15 protein-coding genes are annotated in these 15790 nt (G+C 71.8%); 6 read left to right on the forward strand and 9 right to left on the reverse strand.

The annotated features are described in order from the left end of the window. Positions 1-2 precede the first annotated feature (2 nt). Entirely contained in the window at positions 3-458 is a 456-nt protein-coding gene (locus J2S46_RS09505; RefSeq protein WP_073925376.1) for a helix-turn-helix domain-containing protein, read from the reverse strand. 188 nt (positions 459-646) lie between these two features. Between J2S46_RS09505 and J2S46_RS09510 the strand changes: the two genes are divergently transcribed. Beyond that, positions 647-1204 carry an RNA polymerase sigma factor gene (locus tag J2S46_RS09510; RefSeq protein ID WP_191292227.1) on the forward strand — a complete coding sequence of 186 codons (558 nt, stop codon included), beginning with the start codon at positions 647-649 and terminating at the stop codon, positions 1202-1204. A gap of 15 nt (positions 1205-1219) precedes the next feature. Here the strand turns inward: J2S46_RS09510 and J2S46_RS09515 are convergent, their stop codons facing one another. The 4 genes from J2S46_RS09515 to J2S46_RS09530 all read right to left on the reverse strand — a co-directional run bounded on the left by J2S46_RS09515 (position 1220) and on the right by J2S46_RS09530 (position 5128). After that, entirely contained in the window at positions 1220-1699 is a 480-nt protein-coding gene (locus J2S46_RS09515) for a VOC family protein (protein WP_191292226.1), read from the reverse strand. 287 nt (positions 1700-1986) lie between these two features. Then, on the reverse strand, positions 1987-2541 hold the full coding sequence (locus tag J2S46_RS09520; protein ID WP_191292225.1) for a PadR family transcriptional regulator: 555 nt from the start codon (positions 2539-2541) through the stop codon (positions 1987-1989). 119 nt (positions 2542-2660) lie between these two features. Beyond that, a complete protein-coding gene (locus tag J2S46_RS09525; RefSeq protein ID WP_191292224.1) occupies positions 2661-4682 on the reverse strand; it encodes an oxidoreductase in 2022 nt (673 codons plus the stop codon). 170 nt (positions 4683-4852) lie between these two features. After that, a complete protein-coding gene (locus J2S46_RS09530) occupies positions 4853-5128 on the reverse strand; it encodes a hypothetical protein (RefSeq protein ID WP_194506027.1) in 276 nt (91 codons plus the stop codon). 257 nt (positions 5129-5385) lie between these two features. On the opposite strand from J2S46_RS09530, the gene J2S46_RS09535 reads away from it, so the two are divergent. Further along, on the forward strand, positions 5386-6354 hold the full coding sequence (locus tag J2S46_RS09535; protein WP_191292222.1) for a polysaccharide deacetylase family protein: 969 nt from the start codon (positions 5386-5388) through the stop codon (positions 6352-6354). A gap of 200 nt (positions 6355-6554) precedes the next feature. On the opposite strand, the gene J2S46_RS09540 is transcribed toward J2S46_RS09535, so the two are convergent. The 4 genes from J2S46_RS09540 to J2S46_RS09555 form a co-directional block, all read right to left on the reverse strand. Beyond that, positions 6555-7532 (reverse strand): carbohydrate ABC transporter permease, encoded by a 978-nt coding sequence (locus J2S46_RS09540; protein WP_307349450.1) that lies wholly within the window; start codon positions 7530-7532, stop codon positions 6555-6557. After that, entirely contained in the window at positions 7532-8467 is a 936-nt protein-coding gene (locus J2S46_RS09545) for a carbohydrate ABC transporter permease (RefSeq protein ID WP_307349453.1), read from the reverse strand. The genes J2S46_RS09540 and J2S46_RS09545 overlap by 1 nt, the downstream gene beginning before the upstream one ends. Before the next feature lie 364 nt (positions 8468-8831). Next, a complete protein-coding gene (locus tag J2S46_RS09550; RefSeq protein ID WP_307349456.1) occupies positions 8832-10106 on the reverse strand; it encodes an extracellular solute-binding protein in 1275 nt (424 codons plus the stop codon). Between the two features lie 577 nt (positions 10107-10683). Further along, on the reverse strand, positions 10684-11619 hold the full coding sequence (locus tag J2S46_RS09555; RefSeq protein WP_191294307.1) for a helix-turn-helix domain-containing protein: 936 nt from the start codon (positions 11617-11619) through the stop codon (positions 10684-10686). Between the two features lie 123 nt (positions 11620-11742). On the opposite strand from J2S46_RS09555, the gene J2S46_RS09560 reads away from it, so the two are divergent. The 4 genes from J2S46_RS09560 to J2S46_RS09575 all read left to right on the forward strand — a co-directional run bounded on the left by J2S46_RS09560 (position 11743) and on the right by J2S46_RS09575 (position 15735). Beyond that, entirely contained in the window at positions 11743-12366 is a 624-nt protein-coding gene (locus tag J2S46_RS09560; RefSeq protein WP_191294308.1) for a hypothetical protein, read from the forward strand. 44 nt (positions 12367-12410) lie between these two features. Then, the gene (locus J2S46_RS09565) at positions 12411-13181 is read left to right on the forward strand and encodes a transposase (RefSeq protein ID WP_191294309.1); all 771 of its coding nucleotides are present in this window, start codon (positions 12411-12413) and stop codon (positions 13179-13181) included. Positions 13182-13484: 303 nt separating this feature from the next. Continuing rightward, positions 13485-14588: a helix-turn-helix domain-containing protein gene (locus J2S46_RS09570; RefSeq protein ID WP_191294310.1), complete on the forward strand. Its 1104-nt coding sequence runs from the start codon at positions 13485-13487 to the stop codon at positions 14586-14588. A 121-nt stretch (positions 14589-14709) separates the two neighbouring features. After that, the gene (locus tag J2S46_RS09575; RefSeq protein ID WP_191294311.1) at positions 14710-15735 is read left to right on the forward strand and encodes an NAD-dependent epimerase/dehydratase family protein; all 1026 of its coding nucleotides are present in this window, start codon (positions 14710-14712) and stop codon (positions 15733-15735) included. Positions 15736-15790: the final 55 nt, after the last annotated feature.

Raw genomic sequence — 15790 nt, forward strand, 5'->3', positions numbered from 1 at the left:
CTCTACATCTGCGCAGCCCCTCCCCCGCGGCTTTCGTGCTCGCTTTCCCGCTGCAGGGCGAATGCCTGCGCAATGGTGGCGAGGAGGAATTTCCTGATCATGGGATGCCTGATGCCCCATGCGTCCAACGCTTCTTCGGGGGTGATGGGTGAGCGTACACCCCGATCTAGATCATTTGCGGAATCCTCGGAAACAATGCCGCCACGGACCAACAGCTCCCGCAGGTCGAGGTGCACCACCTGGGCAATTCGCTGGAATTGGGAGGGCCTCGGCAGCGTTTCGCCGCGCAGCATCCGGCCGACCGCCGAGGCGCTCATTCCGGTGTCCCTGGCCAGGGCGAGACGGCCGCCCGTCCCGGGTGTGAGGTCGTAGCCGGCTCGCTGCGCGGCCTCGTGGACGACCGCCCCGAAGCGCTGGGCCGGGGTCGTCGCGTCCGAGGTGTCCCCTGTCAACTGCATGGCGCGCAGGCTATCGCGTGTCCCGCCCCAGGGCGCGTACTTGCATGCTCGCAAGCCCCCCTTCCTCATCATCACACCAGTTCAGATCGACCCTGAGGAAATGCGGACGGGTCAATTCCACGGAATCGCTTGCACGCCTGCACGCAGGCTCCTAACGTGACAGCCCTTCCACACCCAGGAGGTCCGGCATGACCGTCACACCAGCGCTGATCGACGCCGCCAAGGCCGGGGACGGCGCTGCCTGGACCGAGCTCTACCGTCTCTACCAGGGGCGGGTGCTCGCCTTCCTGGTCCGGCGGACGGGGAATCGCGCCCTGGCCGAGGACCTGACCCAGGACACCTTTGTCAGGGCAATGACGGGAATTGGTAACTACCAGTTCACCGGCACCGACATGGGCGCCTGGATAATCACCATCGCCCGAAACCTCATGCACGACCACGACAAACGCCGCTCGACCCGGCGCGAGTCGGCGTTCGACGTGGTCGCGGATACCGATGCCGGTATTCGCGTGGAGGAACTGGTGATTGCCATCGTGGAGGCCGACCGGGTATTCGCCGCGCTCGCCGCGCTGAACGACCACCAGCGGACGGCCGTCACACTCCGTTACTGGGGCGGGCTCAGCTCCAAGGAGATCGCCTCGCGCACCGGCCTGCGGGTCGGCGCCGTCAAGACGCTCACCTACCGGGCCCGGGTGAACCTCCGCCGCCGGCTCTCCGAGGAGACCTCCCCGGCCGGTCCCCGCTAGGGCCTGTCCCGGCGCCTACTCCCCCCTGTAGGCCTTCTCCAGGGCGTCGAAGTCGAACTTGACCATCGAGAGCATGGCCGTGGTCACCCGCTGCGCCTTCTCCGGGTCCGGGTCGCCGAGCCTTTCGACCAGCCCGGCCGGGACCACCTGCCAGGACACCCCGAACTTGTCCCTGAGCCAGCCGCAGGCGACCTCGGCACCACCCTCGGTCAGTCTCGCCCAGTAGTGGTCCAGCTCCTGCTGGTCCGCGCAGAAGAGCTGGAACGAGATGGCCTCGTTGAAGCGGAACTCCGGCCCGCCGTTGAGCGCCACGAACTTCTGGCCGTTGGCCTCGAACTCGACCGTCATCACGCTGCCGGCCGGCCCCGGACCGGCCTCGGTGTAGCGGCCGACCCGGCCCAGCCGGGAGTTCTTGAAGATCGAGGTGTAGAACGCGGCCGCCTCTTCGGCCTGCCCGTCGAACCAGAGGCACGTGGTGAAGCCGTCGCTGGTCATCGGTATCTCCCTGTTCGTGAGCGAGTGTGTCCCGGCAGCGGCCCCGGCCTCGACGGACCGGTCCCCGCCCGGGGTCGGCCCCGGGCAGCACCGCCCGTGGGCGGAACCTCCCGTGGGCGGGCCGCTGCTCCGAGTGTCCCCGCCCTCGGCCGGACACACCGGCCGCCACCCCGGCCCGGGCGCGTCCTCGTTTCCCGCTCCTCGTCCGCGCCTCGTTCGCTCCGGCGGCGCGGCAGCGGCTCGGCAGCGGCGCGGCAGCGGCTCGTCAGCGGCGCGGCCGACCGCGCTCAACCGGTCGGGCCTGCCGCGTCGGCCGGATCGGCCGGCCCCTCGACGGCCTCGCCGAGCCACTGGATCCAGAAGGTTTCGAGCCCGATGCCCGCCCGCAGCACCACGTGCTGCAGCCGGTTCTCGTCCGCCGCCTTCTCGGGCGGGAAGTCCCGCTGTTCGATCTCCAGGTAGTCGTCCAACTGTCTTTGGTGAAGGGCGAGATGGCGCCGAAGTTCGGCGTCCAGGCCGGGCAGGCCGAGCACCGTCGCGGCCCGCAGCCGGAGCAGCAGCGGGTCGCGGACGGCCTTCGGGTCCTGGCTCTCGGCCGTCCAGCCGGCCAGCTCCGCGCGGCCGGCCGGCAGGACCTCGTACTCCTTGCGCTGCCCGCGGGAGGGCGGCTGGGGAACGGCGCTGATCAGACCGGCCTGCTCCAGCTTCCCGAGTTCGCGGTAGATCTGCTGGTGGGTGGCGGACCAGAAGAAGCCGATCGACTTGTCGAACCGCCTGGTCAGCTCCAGCCCGGAGGACGGCTTCTCCAGCAGGGCGGTGAGGATGGCGTGCGGCAGCGACATGGGAGGAGCTTAGTCCGGCGGCTCCCGGCGGGGCCGGTCGGAACCGGGCCGGTCAGGGCACCTGCGGCCGGGCCCCGGCGGGTCCGCCCCGGCCGGACGGCCACGCCGGCGCCCTCCGGTCAGAGCGCGGCCGCGAGCCGGGTGCCCTGGTCGATGGCACGCTTGGCGTCGAGCTCGGCCGCCACGTCCGCGCCGCCGATCAGACGGGGCGCCAACCCCTGTGCCCTGAGGGCCTCGTAGAGGTCCCGGCGGGGCTCCTGCCCGGTGCACAGCACCACGGTGTCGACCGGGACGATCCGCTGCTCGCCGTCCAGGGTGATGTGCAGGCCCTGGTCGTCGATCCGGTCGTAGCTCACGCCGGCGACCATGGTGACACCGCGGTGCTTGAGCTCGGTGCGGTGGATCCAGCCGGTGGTCTTGCCCAGGCCCGCGCCGACCTTGCTGGTCTTGCGCTGGAGCAGGTGGACGGTCCGCCGGGCCGGGCGGCGGACGGGCTCGCGCAGGCCGCCGGGGCCGCGGTGCTCGGTGTCGACGCCCCACTGCTCGAAGAAGGCCTCGGGCGTCCGCCCGGTCTCCTCCCCCGGGTCGGTGAGGTACTCGGCCACGTCGAACCCGATGCCGCCCGCGCCGAGGATCGCCACCCGCTCCCCCACCTCGGCCTTGTCGCGCAGCACGTCCAGGTACCCCACCACGCTGGGGTGGTCGGCGCCGGGGATGTCCGGGGTGCGCGGCAGGACTCCGGTGGCGATGACGATCTCGTCGTACCCCTCACCGGTGAGGGTGTCGGCGGTGACGGGCGTGGAGAGCCGGACGTCGACCCCTGCGGCCGCCAGCTGGTGGCGGTAGTAGCGGATCGTCTCGTCGAACTCCTCCTTGCCCGGCACCTGGCGGGCGACGTTGAGCTGCCCGCCGATCTCGGGGGCGGCGTCGTAGAGGGTGACGGTGTGTCCGCGCTGCGCGGCGGAGACGGCGAAGGCCAGGCCGGCCGGGCCGGCGCCGACCACGGCCACCCGCTTGCGCAGGCGGGTCGGGGTGAGCACGATCTCGGTCTCGTGGCAGGCCCTGGGGTTGACCAGGCAGGAGGTGATCCGCCCGCTGAAGGTGTGGTCGAGGCAGGCCTGGTTGCAGCCGATGCAGGTGTTCACCGCCTCGGGCGTGCCGGCGGCGGCCTTGGCCACGAAGTCGGGGTCGGCCAGCAGCGGGCGGGCCAGCGAGACCAGGTCGGCGAAGCCGTCGGCGAGCAGCTGCTCGGCCAGTTCGGGCGTGTTGATGCGGTTGCTGGTCACCAGCGGGATGCCGACCTCGCCCATCAGCCTCCTGGTGACCCAGGTGTAGGCGCCGCGCGGCACCGAGGTGGCGATGGTGGGGATCCGGGCCTCGTGCCAGCCGATGCCGGTGTTGATGATGGTGGCGCCGGCCGCCTCGACGGCCTTGGCGAGCCGGACCACCTCGGGCAGCGTGGAGCCGCCGGGGACGAGGTCGAGCATGGAGAGCCGGTAGATCAGGATGAAGTCCGGCCCGACCCGCTCGCGCACCCGCCGGACGATCTCCACCGGCAGGCGCATCCGGTTCTCGTACGAGCCGCCCCAGCGGTCCTCGCGGTGGTTGGTCCGGGCGGCGATGAACTCGTTGATCAGGTAGCCCTCGGACCCCATGATCTCCACGCCGTCGTAGCCGGCCGACCTGGCGAGGGCGGCGCAGTCGACGAAGTCCTCGATGGTCCGTTCGACCTCCTCGTCGGTGAGGGCGTGCGGCGGGAACGGGCTGATCGGGGCCTGCAGGGCGCTGGGGGCGACCAGGTCCTCGTGGTAGGCGTACCGGCCGAAGTGCAGGATCTGCATGGCGATCCGGCCGCCCTCGCGGTGGACGGCGTCGGTGATCAGGCGGTGCTCCTCGGCCTCGGCCTCGGTGGTGAGCTTGGCGCCGCCCGACCAGGGCCGGCCCTGCTCGTTGGGGGCGATGCCCCCGGTGACGATGAGGCCGACGCCGCCGCGGACACGGGTGGCGTAGAACTCGGCCATCCGCTCGAAGCCGTGCTCGGCCTCCTCCAGCCCGACGTGCATGGAGCCCATCAGCACGCGGTTGGGCAGCGTGGTGAATCCCAGGTCGAGCGGGCGCAGCAGGTGGGGGTAGGCGCTCATCCGGTCACTCCTCGTACGACGGTGTCGCCACACGGTAGGACGCCGTCCGCCTTTATGCAACGAGTTGCACATGTGGTGGACGCAACGCTTCCCGCGCCGCCGCAGCGCCGTCCCGGGCCGGGACCGCGCCCGCCCGGCGGCCGGGCCGCCGCCGCCCGCACCCCCGCCGATCAGGCGCGTCCGCCCGCCGTGTCCATGAGGACGAGCCCCGCCGCCCGCTCCGGGGCGCCCCCGGACCGGCTGCGCAGGCCCTCCACCGACCAGTGGAGGACCTCCCCCGCCACGGTGCGCGTCAGGGTGAGCCCGGCCTCGAAGCGCTCCGCGTGGACGGCGGCGCCGGAGCCGGGGTCCTGCCGGTGCAGGGCGTCCGGCAGCGCGGCCGCGAAGGCCTCCGGGCATTCTCGCCGGGTGCCGCCATGGGCCCGGCAACCGGGGTGGGCCCGCATCGCACCGGACGGGGCGGCGCCGAACGGCACCGGACGGGAGCCGCCCTGGGCCGTCCGGGTGGGCCCGGCGGGCGCACGGGGTGTGTCCGCCCGGGGAGGCCCGGCCCGCCCTCGCTACGGTGGGCGGACGACCGGCGGCCGGTCCGTGGACCCGGCGGCCGACAGCAGGCGTCCGCGCAGACAGCCGGTGCGAAGCACCTGGTCGAGCAGCAGGACCGGGCCGCCGGACCGGACCGCCGGACCACGGGAGGAACGAGATGCCACCCAGTCGCCGGGAGCTGCTGGCCGCTCTGGCCTGCGCCGCTCTGACCGGATGCCAGGCATCCGGCGGAGGCGGCACGGGTGCGCGGGCCGCCGCTCCGGTCCGGCCGGAGGGCTCTGGCGCCTCCGCCCCCGGGACCTCGGCCCCCGCCGCTCCAGACGGATCCACGGCCGACGGATCCGCGCCCGACGCCCCCGCCACCGACGGCCCGCCGGGCTCGGCCGACCCGCCGCCCGGCGCCGCGAGCCGCGCCGGGGCGGTCGCCCGGGCCGACCTGGTGAGCCGCTACGGGCAGGCGGAGCCCACCAGTTGGGGGTTCGACGGGCCCGGCGTGCTCAGCCGGCTGCCGGCCGACGACGGAGCGATCGCGCTGACCTTCGACGCCTGCGGCGGGCCCCAGGGCGACGGCTACGACGAGGCGCTGATCGGGTTCCTCCGGCAGCGGCGGGTGCCGGCCACGCTCTTCCTCAACTCCCGCTGGATCGACGCCAATCCGCCGGTCTTCCGCGCCCTGGCCGCGGACCCGTTGTTCGAGATCGCGAACCACGGCACCCGGCACTGCCCGCTGTCGGTCTCCGGGCGGTCCGCCTACGACATCCCCGGCACCCGCGACGTCGGCGAAGTCGTCGACGAGATCACCGGCAACCGGGCCAGGCTCACCGAACTGCTGGGCCGCCCACCGCGGTTCTTCCGCTCGGGCACCGCCTACCTGGACGACGTGGCGGCCCGGATCGTCTCCGATCTCGGCGAGCGCTTCGCCGGCTTCACGGTCAACGGGGACGGCGGTGCCACCTTCACCGCCGGGCAGGTCCACGACGCGGTCACCGCGGCCGGGCCGGGGGCGATCGTCCTGGCCCACATGAACCATCCGGCCGCCGGCACGGCCGCGGGCATCGCCACCGCCGTCCCCCGGCTGCTGGAGGAGGGACGCCGGTTCGTACGCCTCTCGGACGCCGCGCCCTGAACGCCGCACGCCCCGGCGCGTCCTGAGCGCGTCGGGACGTACGGGGCGGCCGGCGGTCCGGCCGTCGGCCCGAACGAGCCTGCCCCGTGGCCGACTTCGTTGTCGGGCACGGGGCAGGTGGCGCAGCGGGCGCAGGTGGCGCAGCGGGTGAAGCCGGGCCGGGGCGGCCGTTCGGGTCTCCCGGCCGGGCCGTGCTCGTCCTACTTGACGGATCCGGCGGTGAGGCCGGAGACGACCTGGCGTTCGATGAAGGCGAACAGGACGATGACGGGGAGGATGGCGACGACGGATCCGGCGAAGAGGTAGTTCCACTGGACGGTGTAGTTGCCGATGAAGTTGTTGATGCCGACGGTGAGGGGCTGGCTCTCGGGGACGGTGGTGAGGCGCAGGCCCATCACGAACTCGTTCCAGGCGGAGATGAAGGTGAAGATGAGGGCGGTGACGATGCCGGGCATGGCGAGGGGGATGGTGACGCGGCGCAGGGCGCCGAGTCGGCCGAGGCCGTCGATCTGGGCTGCTTCCTCGAGTTCGACGGGGATGGAGGAGATGTAGGCGGTGAGGATCCAGATGGCGAACGCGAGGTTGAAGGCGGCGTTGCAGATGATCAGGGTCCAGACCGAGTTGAGCATCCCGAACTGGTAGAACTCGCGGTAGAGGCCGACCAGCAGGGAGGTGGGCTGGAACATCTGGGTGACCAGGACGAGCAGCAGGAAGAGTTTGCGGCCGCGGTACTTGATGCGGGCGGTGTAGTAGGCGGCGGGCAGGGCGACGAGCAGGACGAGCAGGGTGGATCCGGCGGCGACGAGCAGGGTGACGCGCAGGTTGCCGCCGAGGGTGGAGTCGGTCCAGACCTTGACCAGGTTGGACCACTCGAAGTGCGAGGGCAGGTAGGTGGCGTCGCGCAGTTCGTCGGCGGGCCGCAGGGCGGTGACGATCATCTCCAGGTAGGGGACGAGGAACAGCGCGGCCAGCAGCCACGCGACCGCCGCGACGACCACCGTCCGCGGCCGGATCGGCTTGCGGACCTTGGCGGCCGGGCGACCCTCGCCGGAGCGGGACCTGCCGGCCCTGGCACCGGTGGCACCGGGCTTCGCGGCCTCGGCGGTCGCGGTCGGCGCGGCTCCGGCGGGTGCCGGGTCGCCGACGGGTGCGGCGGCGGTGGTTTCGTGCTGAGGCATCAGTTCTCCCCCTCGTTCCAGCGGCTGACCTTGAGGAAGAGCAGCACCATGACCACGACCAGGCCGAAGTTGATCACGGACATCGCGGCGGACTCGCCGATGTCGGTGTTCATCAACTGGAAGGCGAACACGGTGCTGGTCGCGGTACCGCTGTTCGGGCCGCCCTGGGTCATGCCCCAGATGACGGGGAAGGAGTTGAAGACGTTGATCAGGTTGATCACCAGGCCGACCAGCAGCGCCGGGCGCAGCAGCGGGAGGGTGATCAGGCGGTAGGTCTGCCAGGGGCCGGTGCCGTCGACCTTGGCGGCCTCGTAGACCTCGGCGGGGACGGTCTGCAGGCCGGCGAGGATGGTGTAGGTGGTGAACGGCAGCGACACGAACACCGCGACCAGGACCATCCAGGGCTTGGCGGAGCCGGGGTCACCGAGCCAGTCCTGCGGGCCGTCGATGATCCCGAGGTCGGTGAGGGCGGTGTTGAGGACGCCGGCGGTGCGGTCGAGCATCCACTTGAAGCCGATGGCGGTCATCAGCACGGAGGCGGCCCAGGGGGCGATCAGCGCCCAGCGGGTGAGCCGGCGGCCGGGGAACTGCTGGTTGAACAACTGGGCCAGGGCCAGCGACAGCACCATGGTCAGCACGACCACGACGACCGTCCAGATCAGGGTCCAGCCGAGCACCGGGACGAAGTCCGGCTCGTCGAAGAGCTTGGTGTACTTGTCGAAGCCGGCCGATCCCCGGACGAATCCGGTGGTGCTGATCCGCAGGAAGGAGGTGTGGACCATCTCGTAGACGGGCCAGAGCACCACGAGCAGGATGAGCAGGACGGCCGGGGCGATCCAGGGCAGCGGACCGAGCCTGGCCAGGCCGGAGCGCCTGCCCGCCGGGGTGCCCCGGCGTGCCCGGTCGGCACCGGGCTCGGCGGTCTTGAGCGACACGGGGTAAGGCCTTCCCTTGGTGTGCGGCGGTGTGGGCCGCCGTACGGTGTGCGGTGGTGGTGCGCGGTGCGTGCGGGGCGCGGGGAGTGCGCTGCGCCGGCACGGAGTACAGGGATGCTGTGTGCGCGGGAGCCGGGTGCGCGGGGACGGCGGCGTACGGGAGTGTCGCGTACGCGGTCCTGGCTGCGACCGTCGGCTGTGGCGGCTCTTCGCAGGCGCGGCTTTGCGGGTGCGTGAGCGGCGGTGGGGCGTTGTGCGGTGGGCACTTGCGGCGCAAGTGCCCGTGTGCGGGGACCGCGGGTGCTGCGGGTGCGGTGCGTCGGGCCGGTGCCGGCGGTGGGGCCGGCACCGGCCCGAGGGTGCCTTACTTGTCGGCGGCCGCGGCTTCGGCCTTCTTCTGCAGGTCGCCGAGGACGGCGCCGGGGTCGCCGGCGACGGCGGTGCCACCGCTCTTCTTGATCTCCGCGGAGACCGCGTCCCAGCTGGTGTCACCCAGCGGGTAGAACGCCGCCGACGGCAGCAGCGCGAAGAACGGCTCCAGGTCCGCGTGCTTCCCGCTCGCCGTCATCTCCTTCAGCGTGTCCTGGGTGACCGGCATCAGGTTGTACAGCTCGTCGAACTTCAGCGTGTTCTCCTTGTTGTACGCGAAGTCCAGGAACGCCTTCACCTGCGCCTGGTGACCGTTCTTCTTGAACGCCATCACCCAGTCCGCCACACCCAGCGTCGACTTCAGCGGACCGGCCTTGCCCGGGATCGGCGCCACCGCGTAGTCCACCTTCCCGTCCTTCGACTTCTGGATCAGCGACGGGTGCCCGTTCAGCATCGCCGCCTTGCCCGCACCGAAGTCCGCGAACGCCGTCTTACGGTCCGTCGTCGCCGGGTTCGGGTACGTCAGACCCGTGTCCACCAGGTTCGCCTTCAGCCACGAGAACGTCTCCACGTTCGCCGCCGAGTTCAGCGCGTACTTGCCCGACGCGTCCGTCACCCCACCGCCGTTGCCCAGCTCCCACATCATGCTCTCGCCCTGCGCCTCCTCCGGGCCCAGCGGCAGCGCGTACGGGGTCACACCCGGCACCTTCGCCTTGATCAGCTCCGCGTCCTTCTTCACCTCGTCCCACGTCTTCGGCGCCTCGGTGATCCCCGCCTGCGCGAAAATCGCCTTGTTGTAGAAGAACGCACGAGCCGAGGACACGAACGGGATCCCGTACTGCGTCCCCTTCACCTGACCCGCCTTGGAGAACGTCTCGATGAAGTTCGACTGCGTCGCCGGCGACAGCACGTCCGTCGCCTTGTACAGCAGGTCGTCCGCGACCTTGTCCGCGTACCCACCCGTCTGCAGCACGTCCGGGTAGTTCCCCGACTGGATCATCGTCTTCACCTGCTTGTCGATGTCGTTCCAGTTGACCACCTGGACATCGACCTTGATCTTCGGGTTCGCCGCCTCGAAACCCTTCACCACGCCGTCCCAGTACGCCTTCGACCCGTTCGCCGCCGAGTCACCGTAGTCCGCCGCCACCAGCTTGATCGTCGTCGTACCACCCGACGAAGCATCCGAACCACCACCACTGCTGCCACAACCCGTCAGCACCAGCGCACCGGTCACACAGGCCGCCGAAAGGAGAAGTACAGATCGGTTCATGGGAGTTACCGCCTTATGAGTTGACCTGAAGCCACCCGTGGAGGGGCTTCGAAGAGTGGGGGTCGGGCAGGATCGGGGCCGAGGTGACGCTGCCGGTCCGCGAACGCCCGGATGCTTTTCGACTGAACTTTTCGACTGCGCGATGTGCGGCCGTGCGCGCGGCCGCAGCATGCGGGACCACGAGGTGTGCGCCAGTGCCTGGTCAAGGCTGCGGGCCACCGTCGTCTGCCGCGTGAGCCAGAGTGCACCACCTGCGGACAGAGGCCTAGACCTCTTTACCGAATCGATGCTGGGCGTGCAGAGGGTGCCTCGAATGTGGCCGTCGGGCGAAGAAATCGGCACTTGGTACGGACCAAGTCCCCGTCAGTTCCACACCCGGACCCGTCCGTCGGCGTCCACGCCGACGGAGATCGAACAGCCACGGTAGATGGTTGCGTACAGGAACAAAAGAATAAAGGGGTTGCCCGCCCCCAACCCTGGAGGACGGGCAACCCCTGAACGGCCCACGGCCCACGGCCCAGGGCCCAGGGCGCTCGGTTGACGACACCGCGGCCGGGGCCGGACGGACCGGCCGGGGTCAGACCGCGCGCAGGGCACCGACCAGCCACTCGACGGCCGGCGCCATCGCCGGCGCGGGCGGCTGCCCGTCGATCACCGCGACCAGGTGCCAGTACCGCTCGTACCGCGAATCGGCGGAGACCTCCAGCCGCTCCAGCAGCCAGGCCCGGAACCCCGGGCCGTCCTCCCGACCGGACAGCCGGGCATAGGCGGCGACGAGCTCGTCCAGGACCGGCCGGGCCGCCGCCGAGGCGGGATCGACGCCGGCGGCCCGGGCGGCGGCCGTACGCTCCCGGACCAGCTCGGCCAGCCGGACGGCCGCCTGCGGATCCGGCTCCCCCACCAGCTCGCGGGAGCCGACCTGGTCGGCGGCGGCCCGGCGGACGCCGGCCCGGAACTCCGCGTCCTGGACCAACTCGGCCAGCTCCACCCAGGCGTCCACCTGCTCCGCCGTGGGGTCCTCCGGCAGCTGCGGCACGGCGGCCCGCAGCCCGGCCAGGAACTCCGGGCCGACGTCCAGGCCCTCGAAGGCCTGGTCGATGAAGTCGTTGATCAGACCGGTGCGTTCACGGTCGGAGAGCTTGGCGAGCTTGTGCATCAGTTCCATCTCCTCGGGTGTGGACCCCCGCCCGGCCGCCGCGCGCAGGACGGCCCTGCGCAGTTGCAGCGTGCGGATCTGCACGTCCAGGGCCGCGGCGTGCACCGCCGCGACTTCGGCGACGCCGACCTCCCGCGCCAGCACCCGCTGGATCGCGGCGAGGTCGACCCCGAGGTCGCGCAGGGTGCGGACGAGGCCCAGCCGGGCCAGCGCGTCCCGGCCGTACAGCCGGTAGCCGGCGGGGGTGCGGTCGGTCGGCGGCAGCACTCCCGCATCGGACCAGAACCGGATGGTCTTGACCGTGAGGCCGGTCAGCCTGGCCAGCTCCCCGATGCTGCGGAGGTTGTCGTCGTCCATGTCCGCCACTCTGGGGTCTCCCCTCGCAGGAGACTCAAGCCTAAGGGCTGTCCCGTAACTGGACGGCGCCCTCTTGCCGATCCCGGATCGGACCGCGTCGGTGGCTGGTGACAGGATCGAGGAGTGCTGATCAAGGGATACAACTTCGGCCCGTTGGTGCCGGGCGAGTCACTGCTGGTCCACCTGGGCTTCTGGTCGAACTACCTCTTGGCGTTGTGCAGCGACGGGGGGTGTGCCGAGCGCCCGGTTCCGGAGTGGTTCGGTGAGGACGGCGCCGATGTCGATGCCCTGTCCGAGGTCCTCTTCGATCCTGCGCACTGGCCAGCGTTCAGGGTGCCGGCAGACGAGGGCCCCGGAGCCGTGGTGGTCTACCGCAACCTGGAAGGCGATTACGGCACCGACTATCTCCTCACCCATCCAGGCAGAGGCTACGCCGAGCAGATCGCCAGCTGGGACGGAGATTTCTCGGGCACTGGGCTGGCATGGCACGAACTGATCCGGATCGCTGACGGCCCGTCCCTTGCGGACGAAGGCGTCCAGGACACGGTCACCCGCTTCCTGCTGCTGCTTCCCCTCCTCACCGATCCGGACGTGCCGGAAGCAGCATCGGCAAGGCTCATCACCGCCCTGACTGCAATCGGTGCGCCGCAAGACACTGTCTGCCTCGCGGCGGAGCATCTGCTGACCCACCTTGCGAGGAGATCCCGACACGACCCCGCGTGGACGTCTCCGCTGAGCGGCAACTGAGAGGTGGGCCGAACCACTGATCACACCCGTGGAACGATCTTGACATGGATGGTGTGATCACGGCGTCGGAATCTTCCTGGATAGCCCCGTTCTCCGGGCTGAGTCCTCGCACCTTCGGGAAGCTGGTGACGGTTCTGCGGCGCCAGGGTGCGGACGCGGTCCGCAAGGGCCGGCCGTGGAGCCTTCCGCTGGAGGACCGGGCCCTGCTGGTCGTGGCCTACTGGCGAACGAATCTCACCATGCGGCAACTCGCTCCGCTGTTCGGGGTGTCGAAGTCGGCGGCGGACCGGATCATCGACCACCTAGGGCCGATGCTCGCTCTCCAGCCCCGCAAGCGGTTCGCCAGGGACACCGTGCTCATAGTCGACGGCACCCTGGTCCCCACCCGCGACCACACCATCGCCGAGCGGTCGAAGAACTACCGGTACTCCACCAACCATCAGGTCGTCATCGACGCAGACACCCGCCTGGTCGTCGTGGTCGGCCGGCCGCTCGCCGGGAACCGCAACGACTGCAAGGCATGGGAGGAATCCGGCGCCAAGGCCGCCGTCGGCAAGACCCTCACGATCGCCGACGGCGGCTACCCGGGCACCGGATTGGTCATCCCGCACCGTCGGCAGCGCGGGATGACCGACCTCCCGGACTGGAAAGGGGACCACAACAGGTCCCACAAGCAGGTCCGCGCCCGGGTTGAGCACGTCTTCGCCCGAATGAAGACCTGGAAGATCCTCCGCGACTGCCGCCTCAAAGGCGACGGCGTCCACCATGCCATGCTCGGCATCGCCCGGATGCACAACCTGGCCCTCGCCGGATAGCTCAGCGGGCCACACCGAAGCCAATCACGCCTGAGACGACTCGGAGATCATTTACGGGACAGCCCTTAGGCTCCGGACCGCTCCGCGACCGCCCGGCGACCGGGACAGCCGCCCCCGGAGCGGCCCGCCCCGTCCGCCGGGCCGGCCCTGGACGAGCGCCCCGGCACCGCCGCCCCACGGAATTCGATCTTCAAACCCTGGTAAAAACACCTGCTGGCCAGTCATCATGTACCTGGCGGGTCCATGCCGGGGCGGGATCCCGCCAGCCGTGTGCCAAGAGCGCGAGCCTGGGAGGTACAAGCGGTGCTGGCTGTCGTGGGGCTGACCGACCTGACCGAACGGCTCTACACCGACCTCGTCACCCACGGCCCGTCCACCGCCGTCGAACTCTCGCGGCGGGCCGGCACGCCACCGGACGACACCCGGGCCGCGCTCGCCGCCCTGGCCGCCCAGGGGCTGATCGCCGCCCGGCACGAGGACAGCACCCGCCCGGCCCCCGACGCCGACCCCGGTGCCGGCACCACCCCCGGCACCGGCACCGGCCCCGACCCCGACCCCGCCGAAGCGGCCTCCCCCGCCGTGCCCGGGCCGCCCGCCCTCCGGTACTCCGCCGCGCCGCCCGCCGTCGCCCTGGAGGCCCTGCTCGCCGGCCAGCGGCACGCCCTGCGGCAGGCCGAGCTCTCGGCGGCCGCCCTGGCCGAGGCCTACCGCGCCGCGACCTCGGACGAGGCCCACCGTGACCTGGTCGAGGTCGTGGTCGGACCGGCGGCGATCGGCCACCGCGTCGAGCAGGTCCAGCGCGGCGCGAAGAACGAACTGCTGGCCCTGGTCACCGGCCAGTACGACGTCGTCCCGGCCGACGCCACCGGGGCCGAGACCGAGGCCGTCGAGCGCGGGGTGGCCTACCGGGTGGTCGTCGGACGGCACTCGCTCGGCGCCCCGCAGAGCGCCGAGGCCCTGTTCGAGGCGCTCGGGCGGGACCAGCGGATCAGGGTGGTCGACCAGGTCCCGACCAAGCTGATCATCGCTGATGGATCCGTCGCCCTCGTCCCGCTCAGCACACCCGGCGACGCCGGGGAGCCGGCCGCCCTGCTGGTCCGCGCCCCCGGCCTGGTGCACCTGATGACCATCCTGTTCGAACAGGTCTGGGCCTGGGCCCAGCCGCTCGGACTGGAGGCCGGCCTGCCGGTGGTCGGCGAGGCACCGGCCGGCGAGCCGGTCGGCACCGACCGCCGGATCCTGGCCCTGCTGCTGGCGGGCTCCACCGACCAGGCCGTGGCCAACCAGCTCGGCCTCGGCCTGCGCACCGTCCAGCGGCGGATCAAGGCCATCATGGAGCTGGCCCACGCCGAGACCAGGGTCCAGCTCGGCTGGCAGGCCCACCGCCGGGGCTGGGTGGAGGACTGAAGGTCGGGACCGCGGCCCCGGCACCGGAGCGCCCGGCACGCGGGGCGGTGCCCCGCGCCGGCCCCCGCGCCTCGGGAAAACCGGTCGGACCGGCCGCCGGTCGTGACTAGGGTCGGGACCCATGCGACTTCTTGTGCTGGGCGGTACGTCGTTCGTCGGTCGGGCCGTGGTGGAGGACGCGCTGCGGACGGGGGCCGAGGTCACCCTCTTCGGCCGGGGCAGAACCGGGGCGGACCTCTTCCCCGGCCTGACCAGGCTGGTGGGCGACCGCCTGACCGACGACTACGCCGCGCTCGGCGAAGGCAGTTGGGACGCGGTGGTGGACGTCAGCGGCTACGTCCCACGACACGTCGGCCGGGCGATGGACGCACTGGGCGACCGGGTCGGCCGCTACCTGTTCATCTCCAGCAACGCGGTCTACCGGCGCAGCGGGGTGGCCCCGGGCGCCGACGAGGACACACCGCGCCGCACCCCCGTGCGAGACACCGAAGAACTCGTCGAGGAGACCTACGGCCCGCTCAAAGCGGCCTGCGAGGACGACGTGGTGGCCCGCTACGGCGCGCGGGCGACCGTCGTGCGACCCGGAAAGGTGGCCGGCCCGCACGACCCCTCCGACATGTTCACCTACTGGGTGCGGCGGGCCGCCCGCGGCGGCCGGGTGGCCCTGCCGGGCGACCCGGAGCAGCCCGTCCAGATCGTCGACTCACGCGATCTCGCCCGCCTGGTCGTGCAGTTGCTCGCGGACGACCGCCCGGGCGCCTTCAACGCGGTGGGCCCGGCCGAGCCGGTCACCCTCGGCGGCCTGATCCGGGCCTGCGCCCGGGTCGCCGGCACCCGGGTGGAGATCGTGCCGGTCTCCCCCGAGGGCGTGGAGCCGTTCTTCCCCCTCGTACGGGACAACTGGCCGACCCAGCAACGCAGCTCGGCCCGCTCCCGCGCCGCCGGCCTGACCGCCACGCCGCTGGAGGTGACCGCCGCCGACGTCCTCGCGTGGGACCGCGGGCGCGGCGAACCACCGCTGCGGAGCGGGTTCACCCCGGAGGAGGAGCGGGCGGTGCTGGCACGGCACGACGGCGGACCCGCCGGCGACCGAGGGGCCGGCAACGACACCGGCGGGACGGGCGGTGGTACCCGGAGCGGGAAGTAGGGTGATCATCCCTGGTAGCGCCAGCACCGACCCGTCCGCCGCCCGCCCCGAAGGG

It is taken from the genome of Kitasatospora herbaricolor, assembly GCF_030813695.1.
Lineage (GTDB): Bacteria > Actinomycetota > Actinomycetes > Streptomycetales > Streptomycetaceae > Kitasatospora > Kitasatospora herbaricolor.

Coding starts and splice junctions, on each gene's coding strand:
- J2S46_RS09505 (WP_073925376.1), bottom strand. CDS start 458: ATGCAGTTGACAGGGGACACCTCGGACGCGACGACCCCGGCCCAGCGC.
- J2S46_RS09510 (WP_191292227.1), top strand. CDS start 647: ATGACCGTCACACCAGCGCTGATCGACGCCGCCAAGGCCGGGGACGGC.
- J2S46_RS09515 (WP_191292226.1), bottom strand. CDS start 1,699: ATGACCAGCGACGGCTTCACCACGTGCCTCTGGTTCGACGGGCAGGCC.
- J2S46_RS09520 (WP_191292225.1), bottom strand. CDS start 2,541: ATGTCGCTGCCGCACGCCATCCTCACCGCCCTGCTGGAGAAGCCGTCC.
- J2S46_RS09525 (WP_191292224.1), bottom strand. CDS start 4,682: ATGAGCGCCTACCCCCACCTGCTGCGCCCGCTCGACCTGGGATTCACC.
- J2S46_RS09530 (WP_194506027.1), bottom strand. CDS start 5,128: ATGCGGGCCCACCCCGGTTGCCGGGCCCATGGCGGCACCCGGCGAGAA.
- J2S46_RS09535 (WP_191292222.1), top strand. CDS start 5,386: ATGCCACCCAGTCGCCGGGAGCTGCTGGCCGCTCTGGCCTGCGCCGCT.
- J2S46_RS09540 (WP_307349450.1), bottom strand. CDS start 7,532: ATGCCTCAGCACGAAACCACCGCCGCCGCACCCGTCGGCGACCCGGCA.
- J2S46_RS09550 (WP_307349456.1), bottom strand. CDS start 10,106: ATGAACCGATCTGTACTTCTCCTTTCGGCGGCCTGTGTGACCGGTGCG.
- J2S46_RS09555 (WP_191294307.1), bottom strand. CDS start 11,619: ATGGACGACGACAACCTCCGCAGCATCGGGGAGCTGGCCAGGCTGACC.
- J2S46_RS09565 (WP_191294309.1), top strand. CDS start 12,411: ATGGATGGTGTGATCACGGCGTCGGAATCTTCCTGGATAGCCCCGTTC.
- J2S46_RS09575 (WP_191294311.1), top strand. CDS start 14,710: ATGCGACTTCTTGTGCTGGGCGGTACGTCGTTCGTCGGTCGGGCCGTG.